Origin of the sequence: Clostridium sp. YIM B02506, from assembly GCF_022324845.1 — a bacterium.
GTDB classification, from domain to species: Bacteria; Bacillota; Clostridia; order Clostridiales; family Clostridiaceae; genus Clostridium_T; species Clostridium_T intestinale.
This window is the reverse complement of record NZ_JAKGTG010000037.1, coordinates 12572-26039: the sequence shown is the minus strand read 5'-3', so window position 1 is coordinate 26039 and position 13468 is coordinate 12572. Positions and strand designations below refer to the sequence as shown.

General features: G+C 30.9%; 12 protein-coding genes. All 12 read left to right on the top strand.

All coding sequences use genetic code 11. From position 1 onward, the window contains the following. Positions 1–7: 7 nt before the first annotated feature. The 12 genes from L1S49_RS20175 to L1S49_RS20120 all read left to right on the top strand — a co-directional run bounded on the left by L1S49_RS20175 (position 8) and on the right by L1S49_RS20120 (position 13466). Entirely contained in the window at positions 8–1783 is a 1776-nt protein-coding gene (locus tag L1S49_RS20175) for an ABC transporter ATP-binding protein (protein WP_238907161.1), read from the top strand. After that, positions 1776–3527 (top strand): ABC transporter ATP-binding protein, encoded by a 1752-nt coding sequence (locus L1S49_RS20170; RefSeq protein WP_238907141.1) that lies wholly within the window; start codon positions 1776–1778, stop codon positions 3525–3527. The genes L1S49_RS20175 and L1S49_RS20170 overlap by 8 nt, the downstream gene beginning before the upstream one ends. Positions 3528–3905: 378 nt before the next feature. Next, positions 3906–4817 (top strand): AEC family transporter, encoded by a 912-nt coding sequence (locus L1S49_RS20165; protein WP_238907140.1) that lies wholly within the window; start codon positions 3906–3908, stop codon positions 4815–4817. Positions 4818–4965: 148 nt separating this feature from the next. Further along, on the top strand, positions 4966–5340 hold the full coding sequence (locus L1S49_RS20160) for a GntR family transcriptional regulator (RefSeq protein WP_238907139.1): 375 nt from the start codon (positions 4966–4968) through the stop codon (positions 5338–5340). After that, positions 5327–6022 (top strand): ABC transporter ATP-binding protein, encoded by a 696-nt coding sequence (locus L1S49_RS20155; protein ID WP_238907138.1) that lies wholly within the window; start codon positions 5327–5329, stop codon positions 6020–6022. Before L1S49_RS20160 ends, L1S49_RS20155 begins: the two co-directional genes overlap by 14 nt. Then, positions 6016–6831, top strand: coding sequence for a hypothetical protein (locus tag L1S49_RS20150; RefSeq protein ID WP_238907137.1), 816 nt, complete (start codon positions 6016–6018; stop codon positions 6829–6831). The genes L1S49_RS20155 and L1S49_RS20150 overlap by 7 nt, the downstream gene beginning before the upstream one ends. A gap of 380 nt (positions 6832–7211) precedes the next feature. Next, complete coding sequence (locus L1S49_RS20145; RefSeq protein WP_238907136.1) at positions 7212–8360, top strand: PucR family transcriptional regulator; 1149 nt, start codon at positions 7212–7214, stop codon at positions 8358–8360. 169 nt (positions 8361–8529) lie between these two features. Beyond that, entirely contained in the window at positions 8530–9855 is a 1326-nt protein-coding gene (locus tag L1S49_RS20140) for an aminotransferase class III-fold pyridoxal phosphate-dependent enzyme (RefSeq protein WP_238907135.1), read from the top strand. A 14-nt stretch (positions 9856–9869) separates the two neighbouring features. After that, positions 9870–11021, top strand: coding sequence for an iron-containing alcohol dehydrogenase (locus tag L1S49_RS20135; RefSeq protein ID WP_238907134.1), 1152 nt, complete (start codon positions 9870–9872; stop codon positions 11019–11021). A 70-nt stretch (positions 11022–11091) separates the two neighbouring features. Further along, positions 11092–11901, top strand: a complete 810-nt coding sequence (locus L1S49_RS20130; protein WP_238907133.1) for an ABC transporter ATP-binding protein — start codon at positions 11092–11094, stop codon at positions 11899–11901. Between the two features lie 2 nt (positions 11902–11903). Next, positions 11904–12680, top strand: a complete 777-nt coding sequence (locus L1S49_RS20125; protein WP_238907132.1) for an ABC transporter permease — start codon at positions 11904–11906, stop codon at positions 12678–12680. An 18-nt stretch (positions 12681–12698) separates the two neighbouring features. Next, positions 12699–13466, top strand: coding sequence for an ABC transporter permease subunit (locus L1S49_RS20120; protein WP_238907131.1), 768 nt, complete (start codon positions 12699–12701; stop codon positions 13464–13466). Positions 13467–13468: the final 2 nt, after the last annotated feature.

Genomic DNA, 13468 nt, shown 5'->3' with positions numbered 1-13468 from the left:
AAGACTTATGGAACTTGCTACTACTAAAAAACCTTTAATGATTATCTCGGTCATACTTTCAGCTTTAGCATCAATAGCTTCTTTTGTTCCATATATAGCCATTTATTATATCATAGGCGAAATAATGGGGAGTTATGGAGATTTCAATAGTTTGGATGTAGAAAAAACATTAAACTTTGGATGGATAGCTTTTGGAGGAATAATATTAAATATTTTATTGTATTTTGGAGCTTTAGTGTGTTCTCATCTTGCGGCTTTTGGAACACTTTATGAATTAAAAGTAGATTTTGCATCTCATTTAGCTAAACTTCCACTAGGTTTTCATTTGACCATTGGCAGTGGTAAGATGCGTAAAATAATGGATGAAAATATTGAAAAAATAGAAGGGTTTATAGCCCACCAGCTTCCAGATATAGTAGCAGCTTTTGTGGCTCCTATAGTTATGATTATAATTCTTCTTGGGGTCGACTGGAGATTTGGACTAGCAGCTTTAGTAGGAATAGTAATAGCGTTTATGCTAGAATTTAAAGCTTATGGAAATGAAGGCGCAAAAGCTATGATGAAAAACTATCAGATGTCTCTAGAAGATATGAACAATGCATCAGTAGAATATATTCGTGGTATTTCAGTTGTTAAGGCCTTTAAGCAGACAGTATATTCTTTTAGAAGACTCCATGAGACTATCAAAAGGTATACTAGTTTTGTGATTCCATATACCTTAAGCTGGGAAAACTATATGTCAGGCTTTACTACAATTGTTAATAACATATACTTATTCCTAATTCCAGTAGGAATACTGATTGGTAGTAAAACTAATGATTATGAATCTTTCGCCATAACTTTTATATTTTATCTTATTTTTGTTCAATCAATATCTTCCGTAATGATGAAAATAATGTATGTATCAAGTAATGGTATGCAGATTATAGGGGGAGTAGAGAGAATGGATGGAATACTTAATAAAGAAGTATTAAAAGATAAAGATAGTTTAGAAAAGCCAAAAGATTATTCTATTTCCTTTAATAAGGTTTCTTTTTCATATGATGAAGATAATGAAACTTCAGCTTTAAAAGATTTATCCTTTAAAGCTATTCAGGGAGAAGTAACTGCTATAGTTGGACCTTCTGGAGGAGGCAAAAGTACAATTGCTCATTTAATTCCACGTTTTTATGATGTAACTGAAGGAAACATAGAAATTGGAGGAGTAGATATACGCAATATTAGTCTTTCTCATTTAATGGACATGGTTAGTTTTGTGTTTCAAGATGTGTTTCTATTTAAGCAAAGTATAATGGATAACATAAGAATAGGAAATCAAAATGCATCAGATAAAGAGGTTATTGAAGCAGCTAAAGCTGCTCAATGTCATGAGTTTATAATGAAACTTCCAAATGGTTATAATACTGTAATTGGAACAAAAGGAGTTCATCTATCTGGAGGAGAAAGACAGCGTATAGTAATAGCAAGGGCTATCGTTAAAAATGTACCTATAATAGTACTAGATGAGGCTACAGCTTTTTCTGATCCAGAAAATGAATACTTGATTCAAAAAGCTTTTGAAAAATTAATTCAAAATAAAACAGTTATAATAATAGCACATCGCTTATCAACAATAAGGAGTGCAAATAGAATATTAGTTATGCAAAAAGGGCGTTTAGTTGAAGAAGGTACACATGAGAAACTTATTCGGGAAAAAGGCAAATACCATGATATGTGGGAAATGTATACAAAATCTCTTGATTGGAAAATAGGTACTAAAGAGGGGGTGGAAGTAAATGCTTAAATTAAAAGAAGTGTTATTTCTAAGTGATAAAGGATATTCAGACTTAAAGAAGGCAATTTTAGCATGTACCATAACCAATTTTTCTCTTATGCTACCTTTTGGAATAACGATAGAGATATTTAAAGAACTTTTAAAACCACTTATGAAAGAGGAGATATCTTGGGAAAAGATGTGGATGCTTTTGGGGGCTGGAATAGTAGCTGCAATTTTAGTTTTTCTTGCAAACAAAAATGATTATAAGAAAACCTATGTAACTTCTTATAATGAGGCAGAGGCAACACGTATTAGTATAGCTGAACATATAAGAAAACTTCCAATGAGCTTTTTTAATTCGAAGGATTTATCAGAGCTTACAACAAATATGATGGGGGATTGTGCAACTACTGAGCATGTTCTTAGTCATATTATTCCTCAATTAATTTCTAATGGAATTTCTATATCAGTTATAACCATACTTCTTGGATTTTTTGATTGGAGATTAGCTTTAACTGTTTTTTGTACTGTACCAATAGCATTTTTCATTATATTGGGTAGTAAAAAAATACAAAATAAGTTAAGTGGAAAACAAATAGAGGCTAAACTTAGAGCTTCTGACCAAGTACAAGAGTACCTAGAAGGGATTAAGGTAATTAAAGCTTGTGGTTTGGATGGAGAGAAGTTTGAAAAATTAGATGACGCTCTTAAAAATATGAAAAAGATGGCCATTCAAATGGAATTTGGAACTGGAATATTTGTTACTGGAGCTCAAATAGTTGTACAAGCTGGTGTAGGACTTACTGTTTTTGTTGGAACTTATCTTTTAACAGGTGGGAAAATTGAATTAATTCCCTTACTTATGTTTTTCTTAATTGTTGTGAGAATATATGGTCCAGTACTTGTGGAATTAACACTCCTTCCAGAACTTTTATATCTAAGATTATCAACAAAAAGAATGAGAACTTTAATTAACACACCTATTATGGAAGGAAATACAGATATTGAATTAAGAAATTATAACATTAATTTTGAAAATGTAACTTTCTCTTATAACGAAGTGAATTCTTTAGAAAAAGCAGTTATAAAAGATATTACAATGGCTATTCCAGCTGATGGTATAACAGCCTTAGTAGGCCCGTCAGGTTCTGGTAAAAGTACTATATCAAAACTAATAGCTAGATTTTGGGATGTAAATAAAGGTGCAATAAAAATAGGCGGAGTTGATGTAAAAACTCTTGATCCTGAGCATTTGATGAGTTACATGTCTTTTGTATTTCAAGATGTGGTACTTTTTAATGATAGTATATATAACAATATAAAAATTGGTAATATGGATGCTACAAGAGAAGAGATTATGGAAGCTGCTAAAGCTGCTTGCTGTGATGAATTTGTAGCTAACTTACCAAATGGCTATGATACTTTGCTTGGAGAAAATGGAAGCACTTTATCTGGAGGAGAAAGACAAAGAATATCTATAGCACGTGCATTACTTAAAAATGCACCAATTGTTCTTCTTGATGAGGCAACGGCTTCTTTAGATCCAGAAAATGAAGTTTTGATTCAGCAGGCTATTTCAAGATTAATAAAAGGAAAAACTGTTATTGTAATTGCACATAGACTAAGAACTGTAGTTGGAGCTGATAAAATAATAGTTTTAGATAATGGTAGAGTCGTTGAAGAAGGTAATCACACTACTTTAATGAAAAATAAAGGATTGTATGAAAAACTTTATAACATCCAAAAGGAAAGTTTAGGCTGGAGTTTATAAAGTAAAAATAGATTAAATAGTAGCAGAGGATTTTTAATAAAATTCTCTGCTATTTTTTCAGTAGATAAGTTTAATTCTTTAAGCTTCCTAAGAGAAATCTATTTCATTATAAAAAATCAATGCGCAATTAATCAATTGCGCAATTGCGTAATTGCGTAATTGCGCAAAACATCAAAACATCAGAACATCAGAAGTTTAGAAAATCAGAAATTAAAAGTAAGGTGATTAAGGAAAAATCATCTAAAGTATGCAATTGCTGATTTTGAAAACAATACGAGTGAATTAATGTTATAATAAGAGCTATTGAAATTATTTATAGAAATAGATGTAGAAAATATTAAGTAGAAGTTATAGTTTAAAAGAAGAAAGGTGATGAGAATGGAAGCAGTATTGGTTAAATCAGCAGGATTTATTTTTATTATTTTTATTGGGTACATGCTTAAGAGAAAAGGATTTTTTAAGAGAGATGATGGGATTTTTTTATCTAAGATAATTATGAATATAACTCTTCCAGCAGCTTTAATATCTGGAGCAAGTGGAATGAGTATAAATTCTTCAGCAATTATAATAATTTTGGTAGGGTTTTTAAGTAATTTATTTAATTTATATTTTTCTAAATTTACAAGTTATAAGAATTCTTCTATTGGAAAAGCAATTAATATGATTAATTGTACAGGCTATAATGTTGGTAATTTTGCTATTCCTTTTGCAGCAAGTTTTTTTGAACCCTTAGCTCTTGTTTATATGTGTATGTTTGATATAGGAAATTCCTTTATGGTTTTAGGTGGTTCTTATGCATTTGCAAAAAATGAAGTTGAAGGTAATGGTAGAATAAACTTTAAGAATTTATTTAAGGTTTTGTTTAAATCTTTTCCATTTGATATATATCTTCTTTTGCTTATTCTTTCAATTTTTAAAATAGTAATTCCAAAAGAAGTTATTTCTATAGCAGCCATGATTGGAAATGCTAATGGATTTCTTGCAATGCTTATGATTGGGATTATGTTAGAGATAAATATTACTAAACAGCAAGCTAAATCCGTTATGAAGATATTAGGAACTAGGTACATGGGAAATATTATAATAGCAGTATTAGTATATTTTTTAATACCACTTCCTATTTTGGCGAAACAAATGATTATTCTCATTTTATTTGCTCCCCTATCAACAATTTCAGCAGTTTATAGTAAAATGATAGATCCAGATAATCCAGCACCAGCTCTATCTAATTCAATAAGTATTATAATTTCAATTTGCGTAATGACAGGTTTATTAGTTTTATTTACATAAAAAATTAGTTTAAAAGCTACTATGAGGAGATTTCTTCATAGTAGCTTTTAAAATTATCTAAAGAATTTTTATGGAGCCTATTGACATTAAAATATGGGTGTATTATCATAGTGGTACACTAGTAATATAGATAGGAGCTGTAACAGCTATGAAATTTAATGAAAGTACGCCGATTTATATGCAAATTATACAAAAAATTAAGGCTGATATAGTATCTGGAAGGCTTAAGGGGGGAGATAAAATGCCATCTGTCAGAGAATTCTCAGAGAATTTTAAGGTTAATCCTAATACCGTACAGAGAGTTTTTCAAGAACTTGAAAGGGAAGGAATAACATATTCTCAAAGAGGAATAGGAACATTTATTGTTGAGGGAGATGACATTTTGAAGGAACTTAAGGATACCCAGGCTCAAAGATACACAGAAAGATTTGTTGATGAAATGAAAGAACTTGGAATGAACAAAGAGGATATTTCTAAATATTTATTAAAGGTATTGGAGGAAAAATTAAATGAAAATTCTTGAAGTTAATGGAATAAGCAAAAAATATCTTACCCAAAAAGCTTTAAATGGAGTTGATTTAACCGTTGATAAAGGAAAGATAGTAGGCATTCTAGGACCAAATGGAAGTGGTAAAACTACGTTTTTAAAGATAATTGCTGGTTTAACAAGACCTACTGCTGGAAATATTCAAATATGCAATACCGAGATAGGTTATAAAACAAAAGAGTTAGTTGCATATTTACCAGATAGTGATTTTTTATATCCTTGGATGAAAATTAGTGATGCAGAGAAGGTATATACATCATTTTTTAAGGATTTTAACTCAGAAAAGTTTTATGAACTATTAGATTTTATGAAATTAGAGCTAGATATGTCGGTAAAAGGACTTTCAAAAGGAATGAAGGAAAAGTTAGCATTAGCTTTAACCTTAGCTAGAGAAGCTAAATTAATAGTGCTTGATGAACCTTTAAATGGAGTAGATCCAGTAGCTAGAGAACAAATCTTAAAGGCAATCTTAAAAGGCTTTAACTTTGAAAGTTCTATGATAATAACAAGCCATCTTATCAATGAGGTTGAGAGTTTACTAGATGAGGTCTACTTTCTTAAAGAAGGAAAAATTGAGCTTTGTGGAAATGCAGAGGATTTAAGAATCGAAAAGAGCATGACTCTTGACGAACTTTATAGGGAGGTTTTTGCATGTTAACTAATTTAATAAAATATGAATTTATGAAAAAATGGAAAAGTATGAAGTATATTTTGTTAGGGTATGCCCTTATTGAAGTAATATTATTAGTTACAAACAAGGTATTACATGCTACAAGTGGTGATCCTGTTCCCTTTATAAATGATGGAACATCAGATATGCAAGTTGGAATTTTCTTGTTTATATGTACAATATTTTATTTTTTATTTATTGTTCTTATAAGTATTTATCCTTTTTTTGAAGGCGTAACAAGATATGAAAAAGATCTTTCTGGTAAGCAAGCTCCTTTAGAGCTTATGATACCCGCACCTTCTTGGAAAAAGGTATTGTCGAAGTTAATATCAACTATAGTTGTAACTATTTGTTGCATAATAATATCTCTTGCATCTGTAATGATGTTTATCTTAGTTATGAGTAATTTTGATAAAGTTGTATTAACTCAAATTTCTAACTGGCTTAAAACCATACTTGATTATCCATTTTCTTTACTATTTACAATTATTTATGTGATTTTATCTTATGTATCATTTTATTTGTTAATAAACTTTTGTACAGCTGTAGCGAAAGCTATCACTCATAAAAATAAACTTTCGACCTTGATAAGTATTATAACATTTGGAGTGTTAGTAGCTATAATACTGTATTTATCAATTAAAATTGAAAATTATCCAATAGTGACATTTACATTTTTTAAAGGATTAGCAACAGGAATGGCAAGTAGTTTAAGTTCTATAATATTGGATATAGCTATATTAAGCTTCTTTTTTGCAGGAACATCTTATATCATGGAGAAAAGGATAGAATATTAATGAAAGAAGATCTTTTTATAATGACAATCTAAGAAGTAAAATGTGTCCGAAATATTGACCTAGGTCAAAACTTAAGAACAAAAGAATTTAAAAATATAAGAATAAAGGAAGAAAAGAATAAAACTTCTTAAGAATTAATATTTAAAAGAAGTAATATTCCTAAGAATATATAGTGTTTATGCGGGTTTAAGGCACTTTTGTCTATTTGAACCTAGAAAATTTATAAGAGTATATAGGGATGTGGAAATAGTTTTTCTAATTACTATTTCTATATCTCTATTTTTATTTTATGGAAATGAAATAACGAACATTAACATTCGCTTTGATAAATTTTTTGTTATATAATAAATAAAAATATGTAATTGCTTGGGGGCGATATAATGTCAATTACAGTAGGAAAACTATTTGGAAATGGGGCTGTACTCTACCAAATGAAATTAATAGCAGGCAACAAGGGACTTAATAAGTTAGTTGAGTGGGTACATATAGTAGAGGATGATGATGTAAGTAAATTTCTTCATGGAAATGAAGTTGTATTTACTGCTGGCATACTTAATAAAACAAAAGGTTGGCTTTTAAATTATACTAAAAAATTATATAACGTTGGAACTAGTGCCTTTGTTATAAATATTGGGCCCTATACTAAAGAGGTTCCAGAAGAGGTAATAAAATATTGTAATAGTGTAAACATGCCTCTTTATACTATTCCTTGGGAAACAAGGATGGTTGATATAACTAGGGATGTATGTTCTAGGATTATGCAAAGTGAGCAAGTGGAGATAAGTCTTGCAACAACTATTAAAAATATTATATTTCAAATTGGAGATTTAGAGACTCATATACTTCAAATGGAGAGGTATGGATATTTAAGGGATAGTAATTTCTGTTTTATTGTAATGTCTTTTGAAGGAGAAAAAGACGAAGAGTTTAATATGAATAGAATCAGAATGTATTCTGAAAGAATTGCTAGAAGTATTCATGAGCTTTATATATCTTTTCCCCATAATGATTGCTGGGTTTTGGTTTTAGTTAATTATAGCGACTACAATATAAATAGTTTTGTAACTAATTTCTTTAGTGAATGGGATATGCACTCCTGTAAGATTTATATGGGTGTAGGTGAAAACAAGGCAGGGATAAAGGTTCAGGCGGAAAATTTTAATAATGCTTTTACAGCTATGAACATGGCTAAGAAAAAAGGCAAAGAGATAATTTTTTATGATAAATTAGATATTTATAAAATTTTATTAAATACAAAGGATAAAAATATTCTAAAGGCATATTATGAGGAGACCTTAGGTAAATTAGAGAAATATGATAAGGAAAATAATACGGATTTAATGGAGTTTTTATATACATATTTAAAAAATAACGGAAGTCAAAGTCTTGTTGCGGAAAAACAATATATTCATAGAAATACAGTTAATAATCAGCTTAAAAAAATTGAAAAAGTAACAGGATTTAATCCTTTAGGATTAGATGAAAAGTTAAGATTCTATTTAGGATTTTATATTAAAGATTTGATGTAGATGTGCATATGCACAAAAAAACTTAGTCACCTATTCATTGTATTTAATTAAAACACAGGTATATAATATAAACATGTTAAAGATGAATAATAGAAATTTGATAAACAGCGACGGAGCTTGTTCAATAGAATAAGTTCCGTCTTTTTATTTAAGGGGAGCGTGTTATGATATGAATGGTGAGGAAATTAAAAGTACATTAAAGAAATATAATTTACAATCATGGAGCAAACAAGGAAATTTAAATCCAATATCCGTTGAAAAAGCAGATGGAATTTATTTTTGGGATTATGATGGAAATAGATATACAGATATGTCTTCTCAACTAGTTAATATGAATCTTGGATTTGGGAATAAAGCAATAGGGGATGCAATTAAGGAACAAGTAGACAAGTTTTGTTTTGTAGGACCATCCTTTGGAGCAGAATCTCGAGCAAAGCTTGCAAAGAAAATAATCGAATTAATGCCTGATAATATGGGAAAAGTATTTTTTACAAATGCAGGTGCAGAATCTAACGAAAATGCTGTTAAAATAGCAAGAATGTTTACAGGTAAGTCTAAGGTATTTAGCCGTTATCGTAGTTATCATGGATCATCATTTGGGGCAGGAAACTTAACTGGTGAACCTAGAAGATATACTTTAGAACCTGGTATACCAGGGTTTGTTAAGTTTTTTGATCCATATATTTATAGAGAAGCTATAGAATTTAAATCTGAAGAAGAGGCAACAAAATACTATTTGACAAAATTAAGAGAACAGATAGTATATGAAGGACCAAACAGTGTTGCTGCTATAGTTTTAGAAACCATAACAGGTTCAAATGGCATAATAATTCCACCGAAGGGCTATTTACCAGGAGTTAGAGCTTTATGTGATGAGTTTGGTATTTTAATGATATGCGATGAAGTAATGACAGGATGGGGAAGAACAGGTAAGATGTTTGGATTTGAGAATTTTGGAGTAAAACCTGACATTGTAACTTTTGCAAAAGGTGTAACCTGTGGTTACGTTCAACTTGGGGGAGTAGCAGTAAGTAGTGAAATTGCAGCATACTTTGATGATAATTTATTATCTTGTGGGTTAACTTATAGTGGACATCCCCTAGCTTGTGCAGCAGGACTTGCTTGTATTAATTATTATGAGGAAGAAAACATCTTAGATAATGTAAATAAGGTTGGGAAAGTACTTGGTGAAAAACTTGAAGAGATCAAGGAAAAACATCCATCTGTTGGGGATGTAAGATATATTGGGTTATTTTCAGCTGTGGAATTAGTTAAGGATAAAGAGACAAAAGAGGCATTAGTACCTTATGGAAAAGATCCAGAAGGAGTTATGGGAAAAATATTAGGAATGCTAAAAGAAAGAAAATTCATGACCTATACCCATGAAAATATGATACTTGTAGCTCCACCATTAATTATTACAGAAGAGCAGCTAGTTGAAGAGTTAGCTAAATTAGATGAAGTGCTTGAAATTGTGGACAAAGAATTTATCTAGATGAGGTGAAAATAGTGGCATATGAATTTAGTTTACCAGGACGTACTATTATGGGAGAGGGTGCACTTGAACAAAGTGAAAATATAATAAAATCCTTTGGGAAAAAGGCACTTATTGTATCAGGTAAAAATGTAACTAAGATGGGTACAGTTAAGATTATTACTGACTGTTTAGAGAAATGGGAAATAGATTATTTAATTTTTAATGAAATAACTGGTGAACCAACAGAGGTTATGATTGAAGCTGGAGTTAAGTCTTATAAAGAAGGAAAATGTGATTTTTGTATAGCAGTAGGAGGAGGAAGTCCTTTAGATAGTGGAAAAGCAATAGTAGCTATGACAAAACTTGAAGGTGAAATCTCAGATTACATGGGACAAACTATGGAAGGAAAGTTTCCACCCTTAGTATTGATTCCAACTACGGCAGGAACAGGCTCTGAAGCTACGAAGTTTACAGTTATTACAGATTCAAAAAAAGATATAAAGATGTTATTAAAAGGAGAAGCACTACTTCCTGATTTAGCTATTATTGATGCTAAGTTTTCACTTACATCTCCAAAAGGAGTTACAGCAGCAACTGGTATGGATGCATTAACTCATGCAGTTGAAGCTTATACTTCAAGAAAAGCTAATCCATTAACAGATACATTTGCCTTATCTTCAATAAAAAAAATATTTAAGTATTTACCGCTTGTATATAAAAACGGAGAAGATAAAAAAGCAAGAGAAGAAATGGCAATAGCTGCTTATGAAGCAGGAGTATGTATAAACAATTCTTCTGTAACTATAGTTCATGGAATGAGTAGACCTATTGGAGCTTTATTTCATGTACCACATGGAATTTCAAATGCAATGCTTATAAAGGAATGTTTAAGTTATGTTTTAGATGGTAGTTATGAGAGATTTGGTGAAATTGGAAGAGCAATAGGTGCAGCAGATGAAAGCAAAAGCGATAAGGAAGCTTCAGAAGCTTTTTTAGATAAACTCTCAGAGTTATGTAAGGTATGTGAAATACCTACATTAAAAGAATATGGTATAGATAAAGATGAGTTTAATAAATTTGTAGATAAGATGGCACAAGATGCAATGAACAGTGGAAGTCCATCAAATACAATAAAAGAAGTTTCAAAAGATGATTTGTTAAAAATATACGGAATATTATGGTAGAAATAATTTGCAATGGCGCAAAACTTAAGGTTTTGCGTCATTTTTTATATTTAGGGGAGGCGTAGTAAGTATGATTAATGAAATAGAAACTACATTTCAAGAAGAGTCAAATAATATAGAAATTAAAATAGAAAATTTAAGCATGATATATCAAGATAAAAATGGTGGAAAGCCGGTAACCGCTCTTAAGGATGTTAATCTAGAGGTTAAAGAAGGAGAATTTATTTCATTATTAGGACCATCAGGCTGCGGAAAAACAACATTGCTTAGAATCATAGCAGATTTATTACAACCTTCTATGGGAAATATCACAGTAAGAGGACAAAGTCCAAGAGATATAAGACTGCAAAAGAAGTTTGGAGTAGTGTTTCAAAATCCAGTTTTATATGATTGGAGAACAGTTAGAAGAAATGTATGTATGCCAATGGAGATTTTAGGTATGAAGAAACAGGATCGTACAGCTAAGGTTTCAGAAATGCTTGATCTAGTAGGATTATCAAAGTTTGGGAAACATTATCCTTATGAGTTAAGTGGCGGCATGCAGCAAAGGGTTGGTATAGCAAGAGCTTTAGCAATTAATCCAGAAATTCTTCTTATGGATGAGCCATTTTCTGCTTTAGATGAGTTTACGCGTGAAAAACTTCATGAAGATCTTTTAAATATCTGGAGTAAGACTAAAAAGACAGTAGTATTTGTTACTCATAATATTTCAGAAGCGATTTTCCTATCTGATAGAGTTGTTGTTTTATCACCTCATCCTGGACGTGTTTCAGCAGTAATAGATATAGATATCCCAAGACCAAGAAATATGGAATCAAAACAAACACAAAAATTCTATGACTATATAACTAAAATTAGAAACAGCTTTGAGGGGGTGTGATAATGGGAAGCAAGAAAGAAAAGTACAAAGTCAATTTAGTGTGGACTATTGGAGTATTTTTAGTTTGGGAATTGATTGCTTTCTTTCTAGATAAAGTGATTAATGACCCTATGGCTGATGCTAAATTACCTTATCCTCATAGCATTATTGTATCTATTACTCAGAATTTTACTGATTTAATTTCAGCAGCTGGACTTACTTTTTCAAGAGCGGTTTTAGGATTTGCACTTGGAGCTTTAATAGGTTTTGCATTAGCTATAATTATGAGCTTATCAAAGATAGCAGAAAAGATAGCTCTACCGTATTTGATAGTATCACAAATGATACCGGTATTAGGGCTTGCTCCTATAATATTCACTTTAGTTAAGGATATGAATACTTCAAGAATAGTAATAGCCGCTTATATAACATTTTTCCCAGTTTCAGTAAATATGCTGAGTGGACTTAATAGTGTTGAAAGTGATAAGAAGGAACTACTATATTCATATGCAGCTAAGAAAAAGAGCATATATTACAAGCTTATGATTCCCTATAGTTTACCTTATTTATTTGCAGGATTAAAAATAGCAGCTCCAATGGCTATAACTGCATCAATATTAGTTGATATGTTAGGTTCAAGTGGTGGGATAGGCGTTAAACTTCTTTATTCATTATATTCTGGAACAAAAGATGTCTTTTGGGCTTCAGTTGTAACTAGTGCGCTTATGGGTATTATGGGTTATTTTGTAGTGATTTTCTTTGAGAAGATATGTATGCCATGGAGAAAACAAACTACATAAGGGAAAGGAGAAGAAGTCATGAAAGAAAAAGTTAAAAATGTGTTGTTGCCTTTGGGATTTGGAATATTAGTTATATTTATATGGCAAAAAGGACTTATACATGATGTTTTAGGTTTTAAGCCTTTTCAACTACCTATACCGTCACAAATTATAGAGACTCTACAAAAGAATTTTGATAAAGCTATAGCAGATACAATTGTAACAATTTCAGGAGCCTTAGTTGGACTAGCTTTGGGATGTCTTATTGGATTTTTAGTAGCTGTAATTGCTACACAATTTCCAAAGTGGGGATACACAGGACTTAGTATAATAGCAGCATTTAATGCAATACCAATAGTTGCATTATCTCCAATAATGAATCGCTGGTTTACTAGTGGATTTGCTCAAAAGGTAGGCGTAGTAACAGTAGTTTGTATGGCAGCTATGGCAATTAATGCTTATAGAGGGCTAAATGATTTAAAGCCTTTCTCTAAAGATTTATTGGAATCTTATGCTTCCTCAGAGAGGGTTATATTTTTTAAACTTCGATTACCTAATTGTTTGCCTAGTGTGTTAACTGCACTAAAAATAAATGTTGCAGCAGCAATAATGGCTGCAATGATAAGTGAATATTTTGCTGCATCTACTTCAGGTATTGGGTTTGGAGTTAAAGATAACTTAAGAAAAGGGATGATGGCAATGGGGTGGTCTTACATAGTTATGGCAGCCTTAGTAGGAATTGTTCTATATTTAATTGTTCTTTTGGTAGAACGCAGAGCTATAAAATGGCATGCTTCTCAAAGATAAAT

Excerpts from the sequence above, each read along its gene's own strand:
- L1S49_RS20125 (WP_238907132.1), top strand. The coding sequence starts at position 11,904 with ATGGGAAGCAAGAAAGAAAAGTACAAAGTCAATTTAGTGTGGACTATT.
- L1S49_RS20165 (WP_238907140.1), top strand. The coding sequence starts at position 3,906 with ATGGAAGCAGTATTGGTTAAATCAGCAGGATTTATTTTTATTATTTTT.
- L1S49_RS20120 (WP_238907131.1), top strand. The coding sequence starts at position 12,699 with ATGAAAGAAAAAGTTAAAAATGTGTTGTTGCCTTTGGGATTTGGAATA.
- L1S49_RS20150 (WP_238907137.1), top strand. The coding sequence starts at position 6,016 with ATGTTAACTAATTTAATAAAATATGAATTTATGAAAAAATGGAAAAGT.
- L1S49_RS20175 (WP_238907161.1), top strand. The coding sequence starts at position 8 with ATGGAACTTGCTACTACTAAAAAACCTTTAATGATTATCTCGGTCATA.
- L1S49_RS20160 (WP_238907139.1), top strand. The coding sequence starts at position 4,966 with ATGAAATTTAATGAAAGTACGCCGATTTATATGCAAATTATACAAAAA.
- L1S49_RS20170 (WP_238907141.1), top strand. The coding sequence starts at position 1,776 with ATGCTTAAATTAAAAGAAGTGTTATTTCTAAGTGATAAAGGATATTCA.
- L1S49_RS20155 (WP_238907138.1), top strand. The coding sequence starts at position 5,327 with ATGAAAATTCTTGAAGTTAATGGAATAAGCAAAAAATATCTTACCCAA.
- L1S49_RS20130 (WP_238907133.1), top strand. The coding sequence starts at position 11,092 with ATGATTAATGAAATAGAAACTACATTTCAAGAAGAGTCAAATAATATA.
- L1S49_RS20145 (WP_238907136.1), top strand. The coding sequence starts at position 7,212 with ATGTCAATTACAGTAGGAAAACTATTTGGAAATGGGGCTGTACTCTAC.
- L1S49_RS20140 (WP_238907135.1), top strand. The coding sequence starts at position 8,530 with ATGAATGGTGAGGAAATTAAAAGTACATTAAAGAAATATAATTTACAA.